The 18,386-nt window shown below is 50.3% G+C and carries 15 protein-coding genes; 3 read left to right on the top strand and 12 right to left on the bottom strand.

The genetic code is table 11. The features are described from left to right. Positions 1-2 precede the first annotated feature (2 nt). Positions 3-1,136, bottom strand: coding sequence for a response regulator (locus KCTCHS21_RS24555; RefSeq protein ID WP_130614353.1), 1,134 nt, complete (start codon positions 1,134-1,136; stop codon positions 3-5). Continuing rightward, positions 1,133-4,252 (bottom strand): hybrid sensor histidine kinase/response regulator, encoded by a 3,120-nt coding sequence (locus KCTCHS21_RS24560; protein ID WP_162309372.1) that lies wholly within the window; start codon positions 4,250-4,252, stop codon positions 1,133-1,135. The genes KCTCHS21_RS24555 and KCTCHS21_RS24560 overlap by 4 nt, the downstream gene beginning before the upstream one ends. A 307-nt stretch (positions 4,253-4,559) precedes the next feature. Here KCTCHS21_RS24560 and KCTCHS21_RS24565 point away from each other — a divergent pair, with 307 nt between their 5' ends. Further along, entirely contained in the window at positions 4,560-5,420 is an 861-nt protein-coding gene (locus tag KCTCHS21_RS24565) for an EamA family transporter (protein WP_269472731.1), read from the top strand. Between the two features lie 5 nt (positions 5,421-5,425). Here KCTCHS21_RS24565 and KCTCHS21_RS24570 read toward each other — a convergent pair whose 3' ends face one another. The 8 genes from KCTCHS21_RS24570 to KCTCHS21_RS24605 all read right to left on the bottom strand — a co-directional run bounded on the left by KCTCHS21_RS24570 (position 5,426) and on the right by KCTCHS21_RS24605 (position 14,066). Continuing rightward, positions 5,426-6,268, bottom strand: a complete 843-nt coding sequence (locus KCTCHS21_RS24570; RefSeq protein WP_130614360.1) for an ABC transporter ATP-binding protein — start codon at positions 6,266-6,268, stop codon at positions 5,426-5,428. Beyond that, positions 6,265-7,086 (bottom strand): ABC transporter ATP-binding protein, encoded by an 822-nt coding sequence (locus KCTCHS21_RS24575; RefSeq protein ID WP_130614362.1) that lies wholly within the window; start codon positions 7,084-7,086, stop codon positions 6,265-6,267. Before KCTCHS21_RS24575 ends, KCTCHS21_RS24570 begins: the two co-directional genes overlap by 4 nt. A gap of 17 nt (positions 7,087-7,103) precedes the next feature. Further along, positions 7,104-7,967: an ABC transporter permease gene (locus KCTCHS21_RS24580; RefSeq protein ID WP_130614364.1), complete on the bottom strand. Its 864-nt coding sequence runs from the start codon at positions 7,965-7,967 to the stop codon at positions 7,104-7,106. Then, complete coding sequence (locus KCTCHS21_RS24585) at positions 7,964-8,911, bottom strand: ABC transporter permease (RefSeq protein WP_130614366.1); 948 nt, start codon at positions 8,909-8,911, stop codon at positions 7,964-7,966. The genes KCTCHS21_RS24580 and KCTCHS21_RS24585 overlap by 4 nt, the downstream gene beginning before the upstream one ends. Before the next feature lie 96 nt (positions 8,912-9,007). Further along, on the bottom strand, positions 9,008-10,669 hold the full coding sequence (locus KCTCHS21_RS24590) for an ABC transporter substrate-binding protein (RefSeq protein WP_130614368.1): 1,662 nt from the start codon (positions 10,667-10,669) through the stop codon (positions 9,008-9,010). A 31-nt stretch (positions 10,670-10,700) separates the two neighbouring features. Continuing rightward, positions 10,701-12,155 carry a 4-hydroxyphenylacetate 3-hydroxylase family protein gene (locus tag KCTCHS21_RS24595; RefSeq protein ID WP_130614370.1) on the bottom strand — a complete coding sequence of 485 codons (1,455 nt, stop codon included), beginning with the start codon at positions 12,153-12,155 and terminating at the stop codon, positions 10,701-10,703. Positions 12,156-12,210: 55 nt separating this feature from the next. Continuing rightward, on the bottom strand, positions 12,211-13,395 hold the full coding sequence (locus tag KCTCHS21_RS24600) for an amidohydrolase (RefSeq protein ID WP_130614372.1): 1,185 nt from the start codon (positions 13,393-13,395) through the stop codon (positions 12,211-12,213). After that, positions 13,392-14,066, bottom strand: a complete 675-nt coding sequence (locus KCTCHS21_RS24605; RefSeq protein ID WP_130614374.1) for a carboxymuconolactone decarboxylase family protein — start codon at positions 14,064-14,066, stop codon at positions 13,392-13,394. Before KCTCHS21_RS24605 ends, KCTCHS21_RS24600 begins: the two co-directional genes overlap by 4 nt. Before the next feature lie 153 nt (positions 14,067-14,219). Between KCTCHS21_RS24605 and KCTCHS21_RS24610 the strand changes: the two genes are divergently transcribed. After that, positions 14,220-15,137 (top strand): LysR family transcriptional regulator, encoded by a 918-nt coding sequence (locus KCTCHS21_RS24610; RefSeq protein WP_130614376.1) that lies wholly within the window; start codon positions 14,220-14,222, stop codon positions 15,135-15,137. Positions 15,138-15,266: 129 nt separating this feature from the next. Continuing rightward, on the top strand, positions 15,267-16,496 hold the full coding sequence (locus KCTCHS21_RS24615) for an acyl-CoA dehydrogenase family protein (protein ID WP_130614378.1): 1,230 nt from the start codon (positions 15,267-15,269) through the stop codon (positions 16,494-16,496). A 147-nt stretch (positions 16,497-16,643) separates the two neighbouring features. Here the strand turns inward: KCTCHS21_RS24615 and KCTCHS21_RS24620 are convergent, their stop codons facing one another. Together KCTCHS21_RS24620 and KCTCHS21_RS24625 are read right to left on the bottom strand one after the other, a co-directional pair. Beyond that, positions 16,644-17,420 carry an SDR family NAD(P)-dependent oxidoreductase gene (locus tag KCTCHS21_RS24620; protein WP_130614380.1) on the bottom strand — a complete coding sequence of 259 codons (777 nt, stop codon included), beginning with the start codon at positions 17,418-17,420 and terminating at the stop codon, positions 16,644-16,646. A 90-nt stretch (positions 17,421-17,510) separates the two neighbouring features. Then, a complete protein-coding gene (locus tag KCTCHS21_RS24625; RefSeq protein WP_130614382.1) occupies positions 17,511-18,365 on the bottom strand; it encodes an alpha/beta fold hydrolase in 855 nt (284 codons plus the stop codon). Between the last annotated feature and the right edge of the window lie 21 nt (positions 18,366-18,386).

The raw sequence follows: 18,386 nt of genomic DNA on the forward strand, positions 1-18,386 counted from the left end.
GATCAAAGCTTTAAGGCGCGAAGCAACGCGGTAAGCGTGTCGCCCGGCAAAGTTCCCAGCTCGGTACGGATCATCTCGGCGTATGCTTCATAGTAGACGGCCGCGCGTTGGGAACCGCCGATGCGATAATTCAGCTTCATAGCCGTTTCCCGTAGCGATTCGTCGTAAGGGTCGTGTTCGACCAGCAGATCGGCCAGCAACAGCGCCTTGAGCGTCTCCGCCTCGGCTTTCTCGTAATATGCGAGTAGCTTTTTCCCCAGATGCAGGAAATACTGGCGATACTGCTTGCGATAAGGCTCGCACCAGACGCCGTCGAACTCTTGCAGGAACGGTCGACTGCAGCGGTGAACGAGCTGCTCAACATGGGTCAGATTATCCGGGTCCGGCTCTACGGCTTCCAGCACGAATAGCTCCAATTCCGCTGCGTCCACAGCCGGAGCTTCGTCGGACAAAACCAACCTGTAGCCGTTCCTGACAGAAGTCAGCGCCATCCCCGAGCTGCAATCCCGTAACGTCTTGTTGATTCTGCTAACCGTGCTTCGAAGGTTGATGCCCGCCTTCTCCTCATTCTGGGTCGGCCAGAGCGCCTCGAACAGCTCCCACTTGCTAACCTCCTTCTCCCAAGGCTGCAGCAGCATATAAGCGAGCAATTCCGCGCACTTGGCCGTTACCCAACGAACCGGCTCCAGGCCACCATCCAAATGGAGTACGAACTTGCCAAATAACTCGGCGACAGCCGTCCGTTGCCCGCTGCTGTCGACGGCGTCCCCGCGTTGCTGCCGTCTTGTTCCGACCCGCTCCAGCGAACGCTGCAAATCCTCTTCCATCACCGGCTTCAGCAAATAGTCGAGCGCATTCACCCGGAATGCGTCCAGCGCATATTGATTGTAAGCGGTAATGAACACGACCTCCATATCGAGCTTGTCCGCATATACCCGTTCAGCAATTTCTAGCCCGCTTAGCTCCGGCATTTCAATATCCAGAAACAGCACATCGGGCTGTAACGCTTTCGCCATACCAAGCGCCTCATGAGGATTAACGCAGTAGCCCACCACTTCCACTCCGGCATTGACCAGCATTCTATCCATTTGCTCCACAACTAACAGCTCGTCGTCTACGACGATGGCTCTCATCATCTTACTTCGCCCACCTCTCCGTCCGGTCCGACCGTTCCCGTACGGGAAGGAATCAGGAAGGCAACGGTTGTGCCTTTGTCCTGAATGCTCTCAATTCGCAAGCCTTGCCCGTATTCATTCATCAGACGCTTATGTACGTTGATCAGGCCAATGCTTCCCTCCAGCCGCTCCGGCTTAAAAATTCGATTCAGTTGCTCTGCGGTCATGCCGACACCATCGTCCTGAACGGCGATCCGCAAGCCTTGCGGCTCCAGCTTCGCCCGAATGACCACTGTGCCTCCCGACAGTCGCTTCATTACGCCGTGGCGAATTGCATTTTCGACCAAAGGCTGCAATATCAACGCCGGTATCAACATCTTCGTTCGGACTTCCACATCCCATTCCACATTCAGGCGTGCGCCGAAACGGGCCTGCTCTAACTCGATATAGGATTTGGTGAGAGACAACTCGCGCTTCAGAGTGACCTTCGCATGACGGGGGTCAAGATCAAAGCTGAGCCGCAAATAGTTGCTAAATTCGCCCAGCAGCTTGCCTGCCCGCGCGCCGTCGCTATAGCATAACGAAATAATGCCGCTCAAGGCGTTGTAGACAAAATGTGGCTTGATCTGCGATTGCAGAAATAGCGTCTCCATATGAATGGCCTGCTCGACTGCTTCCTTCAATTGCAGCAGCGTCTGCACCCGAGCCAGCAGCTCCTTGCCGCTGAACGGTTTCACCAGAAAATCATTGGCTCCCGCCTCGAAGCCCATCGCGATATCGGCCGGCGAGTTGCGCACAGTGAGCAGCAAAACGGGCAGCTTGTAGAGCGGGTTCTCCTCCCGAATACGTCTGCACACTTCATATCCTGAGAGCTCGGGCATCATCACGTCGAGCAAGACTAGAGATAGATCACCACGGTGTTGCTTAATCAGCTTGAGCGCGTCCGCCCCATTGTACGCCGTGAGAACATGATAGCGACTGGGCGCAAACAACTCCTGCAGCACCTTGATGTTGGAGGAATCATCATCCACAAGCAAAATCTTCACCTTGCCGGATCGCTCCGCCATATGCGGCGAAGTATCCTCCGTCGTCATCAAGCTTGCTTTGGGCAGCAGCTGTGGCTCCAAACTGACAGCGGCTTCAGCCCTCGCGACCCCCAGTGCCCTCTGCGTTGCCGTCGCCTCCGGTAGTCGCAGTTCGAACTCTGAACCTCTCCCTGGCTCCGACCAATTCAGTTCCAAATCGCCACCCATTTGCACGGCAAGCGCCTTTGATATTTTCAAACCCAGACCGGAAGATTGAAACGCCGAAAACGTCGGCTGCACTCCGCCTTCGTACAGATCAACTTTGAAAAGCCCTCGTCGCTGCTCCTCGCTCATCCCAGTACCAGTGTCCACAAATTTCAGACGCAGTAAGCCATCTCGCGAATCTGCGGTCACCGCCACGCTTCCCCGTTCCGTAAATTTCAACGCATTGCCGACCAGGTTCACGAGAATTTGCTTCAAGCGATTTTCGTCGGTGAACAGATAAATGGTCCCCGGAGGCACCTGATTCACCAGCTGTACCTGATCGTTCCTACGCAAAATTTTTAGTGCTTCAAGCGTACCCTGCACCGTACCGCTGACATCGAAGAACTGGTTGTGGAACGTCAAGCTTCCGCGCTGCAAGCTCTGAAAATCGATAATATCGTTCACCAGCGTAGACAGGCGGTTCGCCTGAGCAATAATGAAGATCAGATTCTCACGATGCCGTTGCGTCATCTCTTCGCCGCTCTGATCAATGACCACCTGCGCCAGGTTAATAATGCCGTGCAGCGGTGTCTTGAACTCGTGGGTCGTGTGGATGAGAAACTCGTCTTTCTGACGATCGTACGCAATGAGTTGCTCAGCCAACTGCTCGTTTCGCAAGAACGCCTCGTGGGCCCGGTCCGACATGAGGAAAGATTGCGATAGAACGAGAAGCAGCGGAGTTACGATCATATAATACGGGTTGTCCAACGCCAACTGATAACGTGTCTGGGCATACACCCAACTAATGATAAGGAAAAATAAACCTAACAAAATATAGTAAACTTGAAATCCGCCATTCCGATTACGGAAAATCCAGCGAATTATAAAAGCGAAAGCGGTCATTTGCAGGACGATCCCGAGCCAAAGAATATCATCTAAATATTCGTTCGGAATCCCAATCAATAAGCCAAGACATACATAAGAAACCCGGCTCAGCCACTTATATTCCATGCTTCCCTTTTGGTCCAGATACAGACAGACATAGAGGGCAAACGACAAGACAGAAACGTAAGACAGGATAAAGAGCATTTTCTGCAAGGTTATGAAAGACATCGTCGGGAACAGGGTCGCCAAGACGATTTCGTTGTCGATGCTGAAAAACAAACCTGATGACAAACAAAACAAACTGAAAAAGGCGAGATAGGGCTCCTTTTTCCATTGCTTGAACATACCTACAAAATAAATCCCAAATACCAGCAAAGTGGTGATGACAATCATATCCGCCAGACGGGAATTATCGCGCCTAGCTAATACATCATCTGTTAAACCGAATTCCGGCGCTTGCACCAATCCGCCTTCTAAATAGCGGTAGCTGGCTATCTGGATGATGATGTCAATGTCGCCGGTATCCGCTTTGATCGTATCGAATATCGGAAGATTGCTAGGTATAAATCGATCCGCCGACAAATCCGGTTTTCCTGTACCGCCGAGGTCGGAATCGTTTATGTAGATGTGGCTGGACATGCGAATCTTTTTAGCTCTGAGGCTATAAAAATCCGGTTCGCTAACCTCTATGTGTAGACGATACGTACCCGCACCATACCCGCTGCCGGTGGAAACGACTCCATCCCAGCCTCCAGGAACACGAACGATTCGGCGCTCCTCTTCCAGTGCCTTGCCATTAGCCTTGAAATCTTGCGGAGTCAGCAGCTTGTTCTCATAAAATTCCCATTCTCCCCGCAATGGTACAATGCCTTGCTTCGCAAAATTCCATTGTCTGGCGTCCAGCACCCCTCCTCGCGCTTCCGGGTATTGAAACGTAGGATTTAGCCATTCATAGATGAATAGTGATGTAACGACGGTGAAGACGACAATCATGCCGATTAGTACCGTCAATTGTTTCCTCATTGTACTCGGTTCCCTCTCCACCATATTCGCGCCCGATATCTATCGTTTGTAGCTTATTTTCATACACACCTTATCGGCTGTTGATTTATTTCTTATGAGGAATATAGCAACAAATGGCATCTCTTCCGTTTATGTGTTCATATTGGTGGGTTCTTAAGAGATTCCGCGAACGTACGGATCTCAGATATTGTTAATCCTAATGCTACGATTCATCTTTTCCTATTTTACTTTCCGGGTGTTCAATTTTAGTATGATAGGATGATCGTACTTCAGGGATAGAAAGGAATTATTGATTTTGTGGCTACTCTTGTCTTTAGCAACCGCTTTGATGTTTGGATTACGGGGAATTGTCTATCAATGGAGTGCAAATAAAGCGGCTGACCGCCGCCGCCTGTTTCTTCTTGGCATATATACGACGGGAACACTGGTAGCAGCAACGGCCAGCCTGGTCGATGGTAAAGCATGGAGCCTGGAATGCTTGTTTGGAATTGCTCTCGGCTTCACCTCGGTCATGGGCAACAGCGCGATGTACCGCGGTATGGCTGTAGGCAGCCCTTCTGTTGTCGCCGTCATGACTTCACTGTCCCCTTTAATTGTTGTAGCCGGCGGCTACTCGCTGCTGGGAGAGTCGTTAAAGGGACCGCAGTGGGCGACACTTGTCCTAATTATCGCAGGTGTTGTTCTAGTAAGGATTGCGGCCCGATCCGACAAGAAAGGACTGCAAAGCCTCAAGTGGGGCCTGCTTGCGATGCTCGCTTTTGGTATTAATGATCTGCTAAGCAAAAAAGCCGTCACATCGGGCGCATTATCCCATCAGCTTTTGGCGGTTTCCTTCTTTACCGGCACCCTTCTGCTACTTATTCAATGGAGGCTGCAGGTCCGTTCAAACGGCCGGTCGCTTGACAGTGAGCGTAGGACACTCTGGTCCGCCACCCAAACGATCGGCTACGGCCTGGGGGCAGGAACCATTAATGCTATAGGTCTATTTCTTCTACTGGCCGCATTTCAGACAGGTCTGGCCGCACTCGTATCGGCTATCTCTTCCGCAGGAGTTATTCTAGTCGTACTCTATTCCCGTCTATTTCTGGGCGAGCGGCTGTCTGCTCCTGCAGCAGCCGGCATTACCCTTGTTTTCTGCGGCATCATTCTTCTCAGGCTCTTATCCTAATTGTGCTAACCGTCGCCTTCCTCGTCTCCGCTAATACGGTTGCGGGTCGGGTCCGGAACGGGGACTGCCTCAAGTAACGAACGGCTATACGGATGCTGCGGCTGGCTGAAAAAGGTCTCAGCGTACGACACCTCCACCAGCTTGCCTGATTTCATGACAGCCATCTGATCCGCCAACCAGCGTACCGTCTGCAGTCCATGCGTAATAAACAGACAGGCTACACTGGTTTCCTGCCGAATTGTTTTGAACAGCTCCAATATTTGAATTTGTGTAGAAGTATCCAGTGACGCAACTGGCTCATCCGCAACGATAAGCTCGGGTTCGGCCGCTATCGCTCTGCCGATAGCAATACGCTGAAGCTGGCCGCCCGAAAACTGATGCGGATACCGCTCAAGCGCCTTCTCCGGCAGCATCAGCCACTCCATGATGGTAGAAATCCGGCGCTCAGTACGGGAGCGCTCCCACCCGGCTAGCCTGAGCGGCTCGGCAAGCGAGTCGGCAATGGTATGCCGGGGATTAAGCGAGCTGTGTGGACTTTGAAATACCATCTGACGCTTGCCTCTCCATGCTTCCGGAATCTGCTTGCGCGATCCTGACCATTCCGAATCGTGGAAGATGACCTTCCCCGCGTCTGGAACCTCCAGCCCTACCGCAATACGCCCGAGCGTCGACTTACCGGAGCCGGATTCACCGACCAGCGCGATAATCTCATTGCGGTGGATCGTCAGACTAACCCCATCGACTGCCGCAACAGATTTCTTACCGCCTGCCTGCTGCTTAACGTCTCTGCTCGTAAAATGCTTGACTATACCTTCCAGCCTTAATAAAGGCTTCTCTTCTATACTCATTGATGATCCTCCTGTTTCCAAAAGGGTACGTCCAGCCGTGGAGTAGCCTTCAGCAGCTTTTGCGTATATGCGTGTAAAGGTGAGCGAAATAAGGCATATACGTCCTGCTCTTCTACAATTGAGCCGTTCTTCATGACACTTACGCTATCGCCTACCTGTGCAACTACACCCATGTCATGGGTGATGAGCAAAATCGTTTTACCGCTATTCGCGATCTGACGCAGCAGAACCAGAATCTGACGCTGAACCGTCACGTCGAGTGCTGATGTCGGTTCATCGCAAATTAGCAGGTCAGGGTTTTTGGCGATTGCAATCGCAATGACAATGCGCTGCCGCAGTCCCCCGGATAATTCGTGTGGATAAGCCCGAAGTACCCGATCAGAGTCCGCTATCCCCATCCGTCTGAGCAGAGCTCCCGCTTTTTGCAAGGCTGAGGCCCGCTTTTCGGTCCTGTCTGCCAAACAATAGGCTTCAGCCATTTGCGCGCCGACACGATAAAGGGGGTGAAGCGATTCAAGAGGGTCCTGCATGACCAGCCCCACCTTCGTTCGCGTCCAGCTTTTGTGCGCTTCGCTCCCAAGCTTTAAAGCCCGTCCCCCGGGAAACGACAGCTGCCCCGCTTCGATATGGGCATGTTTACCTAACAGCCCTGCCGTCGTATAGGCCAGCGTCGACTTGCCGCTACCCGATTCACCGACCAAACAATGAATGCTTCCTTTGCGGAGCGAGATTCCAACGTCATGGACGACAGTCGTGTCGTGAGGCTTAGAGCCGTAGGCGATTGTAACCTGCTGCAATTCGACCAGTATATCTTCCATTTACAAACACCTTCTTCTTATCTCTTCGGACTCCATCTGCGCTGGATTTCATCACCAATAAACTGAAACGACAGCGCGGTAAGGGTAATGGCGAGGCCTGCGCAAATTGTCCCCAGCGGCGAAACCAGCAGTGTATGCCGGCCCTGTGCCAGCATTGCTCCCCAATCAGCAGCAGGGGGCTGAACGCCGACGCCCAGATAGCTTAGTGCGGACAAATCCAGAATGGCATAACCAAACGTCAGACTGGATCTGGCGAATACGACCGGAATAATGCCAGGCAATAGATGCTTCCATATGATGAATCTGTTGCTCGCACCAGCAAGCAAGGCCGCTTCGACATAGGGCGTTCTCCGCAGCACTTTTGCCTCTGCGCGAACTAGCCTTCCCATGACTGGCACATTGACAATGGCAAGCGCCAGCGAGGCTGTATAAATATTTCTACCAAGCACCGTGACCAGTACAAGTGCGAGAATCAGACCGGGAATAGCCATAATAATATCCCATACTGTCGTAGATATTCGATCCGTCCATCTACCGTTTAATCCGGCAGCGAGACCGTTAAGTGCTCCAATCGCAGCTGCCAGCAGCGTACATAATAAAGCGCCGATCAGCGTAGGCCCTGCGCCTGTAAGCAGGCGGGTTGCAATATCTCTTCCCTGCTGATCCGTACCCAGCCAGTGCTTCCATGAAGGCGACAGAGAGCCATCCATTATAGAGCCGTAATTGGGATCAAAAGGTGACAACCACGGGGTTGCAAGCGCGGCCAGCGCTACAAAGACGATCCATGCTGCCGCTATCGCGGGAACAACAGGCCAGCGTACAAACCACTTTCGAAGCGGCTTTAGCCAGTCCGCAGAATAGGTTGGGAATATACGTTTCATAGCTCATTCTCCTCCCGCTCCCCAAGTCGCGGATCAATCCACGGATGGAGCCAGTCCGCTAGCGTGTTCGCTGCGACGAATACCGCAGAGACAACAAGCGCACACGCTTGAACAACATTGTAGTCCGATTCCTGAGCTGCCTTGATCATTATGCTGCCGAAGCCGCTAATGCCGAAGGTGTACTCTACGAGTACTGCCTGAACAAGCAAGTATCCAGCATTCATCGCCGTTATACTTACAATCGTCATCCACGATGCGCGAAAGGCGTGCACCCATACGATGCGAAGACGCCCAGCGCCTTTGGCAGCCGCTAGCCGGATATAGCTCTGGTCCATCGCCTCAGCTACAGACGAGCGTACCATTCGAGTGAGAGAGGAACCTGCCTGCAAACCAAGCAGCAGGCAAGGCAGCAACAAATGCACCACTCTGTCCCAGCCCGGCTCCCCTTCGCCGAAGGTCGGCAGCCAGTTCAAGGTTGTACCAAACAGCTGAATGACCAAGATGCCGCTAAAAAAAATCGGCACAACGCCAAACAGCATACTAAGGCTACTAAGCAACTGATCTAGACGACCTCCTTGATTAGCTCCCGCCCAGACGCCTAGCGGCACCGAAATCAAAAAAATGACGATCAGGCTTCCCAGCAGTAACTGCAGTGTAATCGGAAGATAATTGCCAATCATGGTCAGTACGTTCTGGCGCGTTTGGATGCTTATGCCGAAATCACCCTGCAGCAGCTTGAACAGCCAATCCCCGAGCTGTGCAAACAAAGGCTGATCAAGTCCAAACTGCGCCCGTAGCTCTGCAATGAGCTCGGGGTTCGCAGACTTGCCTCCCGCCAGTGTAGCAAGCGGATCAACCGGTAAAGCGCGCATCAGCAAAAAAATGAGTACACCGACAGAAAAAATAATAACGACGGCTCGAAATAACGATATCCATATCCGCACTTTGCATCGATCCTCCAAGTCAAGCTTACCTTATTGAGCAAATACGTCTGCAAGTCCCCCATCCATACAAGCGGGGGTGCAGACGTATGGTTATGCTTATTTGCTCACGCGATAAATGCGAGCAGCAATCGGGTCGTATAAATCAGGCGTCAGCTTGTAGCCTGCAAACTCGTCCCGAATCGCAAAGTATGCGACTCTTCTACCCAGCAGCACATATGGCGCATCGTTCACGAGAATTTCGTTGGCGGAAGCCAGCAGCTCTGCGCGCTTCTTCAAGTCCTGCTCCTGGTTCGACTGCTCAAGTAGCTTGTCAAACTCCGGATTGCTGTAGCTGGAGCGATTTGATCCGCCATTCGTAATGTTGCCGCTCCAGAATAGCGGCTCCAAATTACCTGCAGGGTCCGGGAAGTCCGGCGCCCATCCGCCTACGATAAAGTCATAGTCACGGTTTTGACCAAACAGATAAGTATAATACTCATCGATCGATACCTGCTTTATCTCAACTTTAATACCGATTTCTCTAAGTGAAGAGCTGAAGGCTTCAGCTAGATTAAGCCGGCTTGGCCGGTTATCAGTAATCAGCGTAGCTGTAAACCCGTCAGGAGACGAGGAGGAAGCCAGTGTTTTCTTCGCTTCTTCTAAGTTGTATTCATAGGACGGAAGCTTATCAAACGATTGCTGGAACACATCCTTCTCGAAGGTCCACAGCGTCGGGCTGATGAAATCCTTAGCCGGAGTGCCCGCTTCGCCGAGCAGCTTCTCTACTGCTTGCTTTTGCGGGAACGCCTGATTGATCGCTACTCTGACATTGCGGTCGTCCAGCGGCTTACGAGATACGTTGATCGCAACCCAATCGTAGTTAAAGGTTTCTGCCTGCTGTACCGTTACATTTTTAAACTGCTTGACCTTTCCTACCAGCTCAGTAGAGAGGCCGATACTGTTGCCGCCTGGATTATGCAAGGCATCCAGTTCTCCCGATTGCATTGCACTTACTCGTGTATTGTCGTCAGGGATCACCCGGAATACGACCTGATCCATATGCGGCGGATTTTCGGCATCCCAGTATTGTGCATTCTTAGCCAATGTAATCTGGCTGCCCGTTTTCCAAGATTCGAATTTGTAAGGGCCTGTTCCAATTACCCCGACATCTGGCTTGCCAATGTCATTGCCGTACTTATTAATGAACGCTTCAGGGAGCACGCCGCCGGCCGGTGTAGCCAGATAAGTGTTCCACAACGTGTCCGGCGTGCTGAGCACCACTTTAACCGTATAGTCATCAAGTGCTTCAGCCGATTTGAAATTTTTAAACATATAGTTGAACTCAGAAGCTGTCTTCGGATTTTTAATTCGATTCAAGCTGGCTACTACATCAGTCGCCTTCAGCTCCGTGCCGTCATGAAAAGTAACGCCTTTGCGCAGCTTGTATTCATAGACCGTTGGTTCCGGCTGTTCAAAACTCTCTACCAATACGGGCTGCAGCGACAGATTGTCGTCAAAATGGAATAGACTTTCGACGATATTCACTTCTACTACAATCGTTGCCGAATCATACGTATGCGCCGGATCAAGCAAGCGAGCATCATTGCTGAGTCCAACCCGGAACTTGCCCCCCTGCTCGCTCGCAGCGCTGCCCTGATTAGTAGGGCTCGGTGTGACGTCCGCTGTACCGCTTGGCTTCTCCGTACTGCTGCAAGCCGATAGAACTAGAGTTAAAACCAAAACAATAATAATGCCTACTCTTTGTGTTAATCGTGCCATCTGTAAGCTCTCCCTCTGAAGTCAATTAAGCCTAACGGCTATTGAGCCTTTTTTGTATTTTTTGAAGCAGCGGCTGCTTGTCATATTCTAAATACTGTGCGGCAAAATTTCGCACCGGGTCTCCTGAGAAAAAACGCTCATACAGCTCCTGCCTGGAGCCGGCCGGACTGCCGATCAAATCCCATGCCAAGCGGAACAGCTTGACCTTTGTGTCCGCATCCACGCGGGCGCCGCGATAATATTTGCCGATTCGCTCGCGCAGCAGATCGTTCGCCCAGGCATCCGCTGAAGGTACCTGCAAAAATCCGCCTGCGCCAATCAGTTGCAATATTTCGATAGCCCTTGGGTAAGCGCGTGATGCAGCGTCAATAGCTACTCGCAGCGGCAGCGCCTTCGGCCACCAGGTGCCGAATTCATCGGGCTGCGCTTCTATTTCGGCGACGACAAGCAACGCCTTCAGGCTTTCAAGCTGGACAACCAGCTCGCCAAGCTTCTCTTGCACATGCAAGAAGCGTTCAGCTCCGATCGCTTCTGCAATGGAAAAGCCAGTAGCAGTCACGAAAGCATATTTGGCAATAAGACGGATTACGCTTTGATGGTGCATTAAGCTGTTCTCTTTCTTATGCAATGCCGCCTGATAGACACCCTCCGGATTGCGATAGAATAACACCCGCTCCCAAGGAACAAATACATCATCAAAAACGACTGCAGCATCCATCTCATCATACAATGCGCTTAACGGTCCTTCCTGTGGAGATAACGCAAAGGAATCGCGGCAAACGATCTCCACGCCCGGCGAATTAGCCGCTACAATGATCAGGTTGGCATACTGCTCATACCCTTCCTGCAATCGTCCCTCAGGAAGCACCAAAATATCGTGGGCATATGGAGCAGCTGTCCCGAGCATCTTGGCACCGCGAATGACGATGCCCTCTTCGTTCTCGCTAACGACACGCAGCGCTAGATCAGGGTCTGATAGCTCGGTTTGTTCCTTGCTTCTATCAATTTGCGGATCTGCGACTACGGATACCAAAATGCGGTGCTCGTCTCTGGCCTGCTCGTAATAGGCCGTAATTTTCCGTTCAAACTCCTTGTCGTAGGCGGCGAGCTTAGCTCTTGAAGCATACCAGCCCGTCACGATTGAACGACCGGACTCCGATAAACGGCTCATTAATCCATCCGTCTCATCTACCCAATATTCAAAGGCAGCCTTCCGTTCCAGTAGCTGTTCCTTCGTCTGGGGAACTAAAAACGATTTATGCACATATTCGCCGGTAACCGGACTGACATAACCGACCTTATCCTTAAGCTCGGGATCATGCAGCTCGTTAAAAAACGTCTTCAATACCCCAACAGGACCTGCAAAGGCAGGATGCACGGCAACATCCTCTACTGGGTTGTCATTAATCCATACTTTTCTGCCATCATTCAAGCTGGCAATATAATGATCCCCAGGTCGAGTGGATGTACGATCGTAATTGGTCATCTGTCTTCTCTCCCTACTCCTGCATTGCAGCGCCAGTGCTGCGTTCTTTCGTTAGCTATTCTTCACTTACATATTTAACAGCAAGATAAGTAAACAGACGTACTGCATTCGTTAACGCCGCCTCATCAAAATTAAATTTGGGGTGATGATGCGCATAGACGATGCCTGCCTGCTTATTTCCTGCCCCGATGTCAAAAAAGACGCCCGGCACAACCTGCTGATACGCTGAAAAATCCTCTCCGCCCATCGTTGGGACGGCCTTGATGACGTTACTGCTGCCGAATAGTTCTACAGCTGCACTCTCTACCTCCAGTGCGATAAGTTCATCGTTAATAACAGGCAGATAGCCGTAAGTGTAATCTAGTTTAATTTGGACTTCATGCGTCATCTCAACCCCCTGCAATAGCTGCTGCAGCCGTTTGTAGGTCTGGGTACGAAGTTCAGGGTCAAAGGTGCGGACCGTACCGCCGATAACGGCTTGGTCAGGAATGACGTTATAAGCCGAACCGGACTGAAACATCGTTACGGATATGACACGCTGCGCCAACGGATCCGTTTCGCGCGCAACGATATGCTGAAGCAGCTGTACCACCTGTACGCCCACTGCAATCGGATCGATCGTTTTATGTGGCGCTGCGGCATGCCCGCCCGTCCCGTGGATCGTAATCGTAAAATTATCAGGGGAAGCCTGAATCGGGCCGCCAGCAACCGAGATCAGCCCTGTTTCCAGCTGTGAATTCAGATGACCGCCAAAAATACGGTCAACGCCCGCGAGCACGCCGGCCTCTACTAATTCTCTGGCGCCTCCAGGGGGCTGCTCTTCTGCATGCTGAAAAAGAAACCGAATTTCACCGGACAGCTTGTCCGCTTCCCCGCTCAGCAACCCAGCAACGCCAAGCATGATAGCTGAATGTCCATCATGCCCGCAGGCATGCATAACGCCATCGTTCAGCGATGAGTAAGGCGCACCGCTGTCTTCCTGTATCGGCAATGCGTCCATATCCGCACGAAGTGCCAGCACCTTGCCCGGACGCGCACCGCGTAGTGTGGCCATCACGCTCGTCGGGGTGGGACGCGTGATCTCCAGCCCCTCAAACTGCCTAAGCGTCTGTTCCACAAAATCAGCGGTGTTCCATTCTTGAAAAGACAGCTCGGGATGCTGATGCAGATGTCTTCTCCATGCAATAACCCGCTCACTCCATTGATCTGCCAGTGCTGCTAATCTCGCCGGCAAGCTCATGACGAAACCGTCTCATCTTGCTCAAATGCCTGTATCGCATTAAAGCGATGCGAGAATGCCGCTCCCGCTTTTAGCGCTGTCGCTACTGCGATTGCCTCGGCCAGCTCTCCCTTGGCTGCGCCTTTCTCCTTGGCCTTGCGTGTAAGCCGATCGATTGCGTAAGCATTTCCTTCAACATGCGCCACCGCAACAGCGATGATCAGCTTATCCTTCTCAGCTATCGCACCAGATTGGAGCACACGATAGCGCAGCTCGGCAAATGCGCCATACAAATCTTCATTAACGGCTTCCCATTCTTCTTCACGTTCCAAATAGGATCTTTTGAACAGCTCATCGTCACCGCTGCCATCAAAAGCGTTAAGCGCGTTAACGCTATACAAATAGGCCGACTCCGCTTTGACAAACGCTGCTACGCCAATCGATTCAAACAGCTGCTCACGGGTCACCGATAACGATTTGGCCTTTACAACATGCGCATCGATGCAATAAGGGCAGCCGGTTGCATGGGCAACGGCAATCGCAATCAGTTCCTTAAAGGAAACAGACAAAATTCCTTCCGCTACCGCCAAATCAGCAAAACTGATATATGCCTTCAGCAGCTCCGGATTAATGCTCGCCCACTTGGCCCCGTTGCGCTTATATTCTTTTCTGTACAAACTATCCTGACTCATACTAGCACCGCCCTACAATTATTGATAACTATTCCACTTGGATTAGTTTGTTTGTAAGATTATAATAAGGTAAACCATACGCTTTTGTATAATAGGAAAACACAATACGGGCATTCAGTTCTACTGATAGCTTAACCAAAGGAAGTGAAGGCTATGGAATTCAGAATGATTAAAACATTTCAAACCATCGTAAAACTGGGCAGCTTCTTGAAGGCGGCAGAGGCTCTACAATACGCCCAGCCCACGATCACCTTGCATATTCAAAAACTGGAGTCCGATCTTGGCGTTAAGCTCCTGGAGCGAGGCAAACAAATGCGCCTCACCGAGGCAGGCATGATCTTCTATCAGCGTGCCAACAAGCTTTTGCAAGAATTCGAATATATGAATAGCACGATTAACGACCTCGTTCAAGGCGAAGCCGGGCTAGTCAGAATCGGCATTTCGGAGCCTACAGCCAGTAATCGTATGCCGGTATTGTTAACCGAATTTAAAAACCAATATCCGAAGCTTCAGCTGCAAATGCATATTGGTGATGCCAAACGCCTGAAGCGCATGGTCAGTGAGGATCTAATTGACTTTGCCATCTGTACGGAACCGGAGGCGAATCTGGAAACAACCTTTGAACCGCTGTTCTTTGAGCCACTGGCGCTGCTTGTGCGAACCGACCATCCGTTTGCAAAACGTAAACAGATTACGATAAAGGATCTGCAGGGGGAGAACCTTCTGCTGACGGCGCCGGATTGCCCAATTCGGCTTAAGATACAGGAAGCGCTGCTCGATAAGATGGAAGGAAAATTGACCAGTATTGAAATTGGCAGCATTAACGCTCACAAAAGTTATGTTCAGGCAGGCATGGGCGTATCCATCTCGCCCGTTCTCAATCCGCCGCTTCCGAATACGACCTATGTCACGATTGCCGACCTCAAAATTGGTCCTCAGATTGGCATTATCCGCAAGCGGGATGCAGCTCCAATTGGACTCGCAGGGAGCAGGCTGCTGCAGGAAATCACCCGGAAGCTGCCGCTTCACTCATCGGTCATTGAATTCCAGTTTCCCGCTTCCGGCGAATAAACGATAATCGGACAATTCAGCATAACTGAATTGTCCGATTATTTCTTTCAATTTTACTTTAACAAATAACCACTTTATGATTTTAAGATAAAGTTGCACATGGACAACGATTGAAAGGATAGATGGCAGATGTCGCTGTACGAGGATCAACTACTTAAAACAGAACTATTCGATCTTACGGATGATCAATATCAGTTGTTGCTCCGGTTCCGCCAGATTGGCGAACAAATCATCGGGCCGGCTGCAAAACAGGTAGATGAGGAAGGAAGATTCCCGTTTGAAGGCGCAAACGCGCTCAAACAGGAGGAATTGGGCGGATTATGCGTGCCTAGCCATGCAGGCGGTCTTGGCGTCGGGTATGGAGGCGATGCCTATATGCTTCCCCTGATTTTAATGGAGCTTGCTTCCTGGTGTTCATCCCTTTCGCAAGTATTTGGCGTGCATAACACGGCGGTGCAAATGATTCATGCCATGGGAAATGATGAGCAAAGAGACTTCTTCTTCTCCAAGGCTTTGCAAGGGGATTGGTTCGCTTCTTTTGCAAGCGAGACTGGCCCCAACCGCTTTAATATAGCCTCCAAAGTAACGCCTGACGGAGATGGTTACCTGCTTAACGCACGCAAAAGCTTCGCGACTGCCTCCACCGGAGCGGATTGGGCGTTTATTTGGTCGATGGCCGACGGCATTGACGATTCTTTGCAGGAGCAAGTCGTGTTTCCATTGCTGAAGCTGGATGACCCCGGCGTCACCATCAACGATAGTTGGGACGGTATTGGCCAGCGCGGGACAGGCAGCGGCACCGTTATCGCTGAGAACGTAACTATTCCGCCGATCCAGATGATTGGTGAACCCGGCTCCTATTTCCGTTATGATTACTTCAATCATCAGTTTCATCTGAATTTTGCAGCACAATATGTCGGCATCGCTATTGGCGCATATAGACAGGCACTTCAATTTATGAAAGAGCGTGCTCGTCCATGGAGCGGTCTGACAAGCGCAACGGAAGATCCCTATATCCAGCTCAGAATCGGCGAAATGTCTGTTCAGCTTCAGGCGGCACGTCAATTCATTCTGCATGCGGCCCGTCTGCTGCAAAAGGCGAATGAACAAGAAGGGCTATGGCCGATCGTCCATATTGCGGTCGCTCAGGCTAAAGTGTTTGCAACTGAAGCCGCGCTTGATATTACAAGCCGTATTTTTCAAGTCATGGGCGCAAGCTCAGCAACTCAAAAAAATAACTTTGACGTTTATTTCCGCAACGCGCGGACGCTTACTCTGCACGATCCGATTGACCGCCGCAAGGAGGTTATCGGCAAGTCAGAGCTCGGTTATACCGGACAATTTGATGTGTTGTATTAAAGCTAAAACAGCCAGCCGTCGGGATCATACCGATAGTTGGCTGTTTGTTTCTTTATGTCTGCCAGACACTTCTACTCCATTCCAGCTACTCTATATTAAAAAGTTGGTTATATTTTTTATTATCTCCGTTGGATACCAAGCCGATCATCAATCAAGTTGATGATATATTGGCGCCCCTAGCGGAGCTGCTGCTGCTCCCCCGTCAACGATGATTTCTGTACCCTGAACATATGAAGAATCATTAGATGCTAGAAACAAGGCAACCTTTGCAAGTTCCTCCGGATCACCCATACGTTTAAGAGGAATGGCACGCGCATGTTTTGCCTCCAGTTTTGCTATTTCATCATGAGTTGACTGTTTCCAAATTGGTGTACGTGTTGCCCCTGGGACCAAAGTGTTTACACGGATACCCCGCGGCGACAACTCGGCAGCTAATACTCTAGCCATGCTGCTAACGGCTCCTTTACTCGCCGCATAGGCTGATCTTTCCGGCGCACCATCAGTTGCACGCGTTGAGCCGGTCAAGATTACTGAAGCGCCTTCCTTCAGGTGGGGCAGAGCAGCTTGTACAGTGAAAAAGACTCCAGTCACATTAACCTTAAGAACCTCTTCAAAAACCGAAAGCTCTGTACTTCCTATTGGTGTAGGAGCTGCAATGCCGGCATTAGCGAATACGATGTCAAGTCTGCCGAAGGTTGCTACTACTGTGGACACCGCATTTTCCATACTTGCTGGATCCGCTACATCCGCCTGAATTGCATGGACATTGGAGCCAAGCTCCTCAGCCACCGAGCTCAACTTGGTCTGATTCCTGCCTGTTATAACCACCTTTGCACCTTCTGCCACAAACAACTTTGCGGTTGCCAAACCAATTCCGCTATTACCTCCTGTAATTAAAGCCACCTTCCCATCAAGTTTCCCCATTTATATCCACCCCTTTAATTATATGATTTTCATTATTAACCATTATTAATTAACCATTCATCCCATTATCGACATATTCTCATTGAGTTATCAAATCCCGTTTTTTTTCAAAAAAATCAACATTAACTCCCCAATTTCTTTAGCATGCGTTTCTAATGCAAAATGACCCGTATCTAATAGATGAATACCGGCTTTAGGTAAATCCTTTTTAAAAGCTTTAGCACCTTCCGGAATAAAAGAAACATCATTTTTACCCCAAGCTGCTAAAAAAGGTGGCTGGTATTCTTGAAGATATTTTTGAAACTCCTCGTACATTTTCACATTAGTTTGGTAGTCAAAAATTAAATCCAATTGTTTTTCATCATTTCCCGGTCGTGACATATATGCAATATCAAGAGTATATCCGTCTGGGGAAACTTGATTTTCTTTTGTTCCATCAATATATTGGCTTTTTATTGTTTCAGGTGCAAAGGCAGTCCGATAACTGTCTCGTTTCTCTTGTGTTGGATTACGCCAATATTCTTCTCTGTCCGCCCATTTTTCACCAAGCCCTTCTCGATAAACGTTGCCGTTCTGACTTATTATTGCTGTTACATTTTCTGGACGGCGCATAGCTAAACGAAAGCCAATCGGCGCTCCATAGTCAAAGACATATAATGCATATTTAGTAATCCCAAGTTGATTAATAAAGGCTTCCATTATTTCAGTAATTTTATCAAATGTATATTTAAAATTGTCTCTGTCAGGTGATGATGAATTACCAAAACCGGGATAGTCGGGGGCAATCAAATAGTAGTCTTTTTCTAATACAGGTATAAGTTCTCTGAACATATGACTTGCGGACGGAAAACCATGAAGTAATAAAATAACTGGTTTATCTGGATTGCCGGCCTTACGATAAAACACTTGTAATCCTTCTATTTCTAAAGAATGATATGTCGTCATGTTATTTCCTCCAATTTATCG

Source organism: Cohnella abietis (genome assembly GCF_004295585.1).
In the GTDB taxonomy this organism is placed as follows: domain Bacteria; phylum Bacillota; class Bacilli; order Paenibacillales; family Paenibacillaceae; genus Cohnella; species Cohnella abietis.

What these genes read in the sequence shown, in the direction of transcription:
- KCTCHS21_RS24600 (WP_130614372.1), bottom strand. Translation starts at nt 13,395, where the DNA reads ATGAGCTTGCCGGCGAGATTAGCAGCACTGGCAGATCAATGGAGTGAG.
- KCTCHS21_RS24595 (WP_130614370.1), bottom strand. Translation starts at nt 12,155, where the DNA reads ATGACCAATTACGATCGTACATCCACTCGACCTGGGGATCATTATATT.
- KCTCHS21_RS24560 (WP_162309372.1), bottom strand. Translation starts at nt 4,252, where the DNA reads ATGAGGAAACAATTGACGGTACTAATCGGCATGATTGTCGTCTTCACC.
- KCTCHS21_RS24625 (WP_130614382.1), bottom strand. Translation starts at nt 18,365, where the DNA reads ATGACGACATATCATTCTTTAGAAATAGAAGGATTACAAGTGTTTTAT.
- KCTCHS21_RS24570 (WP_130614360.1), bottom strand. Translation starts at nt 6,268, where the DNA reads ATGAGTATAGAAGAGAAGCCTTTATTAAGGCTGGAAGGTATAGTCAAG.
- KCTCHS21_RS24620 (WP_130614380.1), bottom strand. Translation starts at nt 17,420, where the DNA reads ATGGGGAAACTTGATGGGAAGGTGGCTTTAATTACAGGAGGTAATAGC.
- KCTCHS21_RS24605 (WP_130614374.1), bottom strand. Translation starts at nt 14,066, where the DNA reads ATGAGTCAGGATAGTTTGTACAGAAAAGAATATAAGCGCAACGGGGCC.
- KCTCHS21_RS24555 (WP_130614353.1), bottom strand. Translation starts at nt 1,136, where the DNA reads ATGATGAGAGCCATCGTCGTAGACGACGAGCTGTTAGTTGTGGAGCAA.
- KCTCHS21_RS24590 (WP_130614368.1), bottom strand. Translation starts at nt 10,669, where the DNA reads ATGGCACGATTAACACAAAGAGTAGGCATTATTATTGTTTTGGTTTTA.
- KCTCHS21_RS24610 (WP_130614376.1), top strand. Translation starts at nt 14,220, where the DNA reads ATGGAATTCAGAATGATTAAAACATTTCAAACCATCGTAAAACTGGGC.
- KCTCHS21_RS24575 (WP_130614362.1), bottom strand. Translation starts at nt 7,086, where the DNA reads ATGGAAGATATACTGGTCGAATTGCAGCAGGTTACAATCGCCTACGGC.
- KCTCHS21_RS24580 (WP_130614364.1), bottom strand. Translation starts at nt 7,967, where the DNA reads ATGAAACGTATATTCCCAACCTATTCTGCGGACTGGCTAAAGCCGCTT.
- KCTCHS21_RS24615 (WP_130614378.1), top strand. Translation starts at nt 15,267, where the DNA reads ATGTCGCTGTACGAGGATCAACTACTTAAAACAGAACTATTCGATCTT.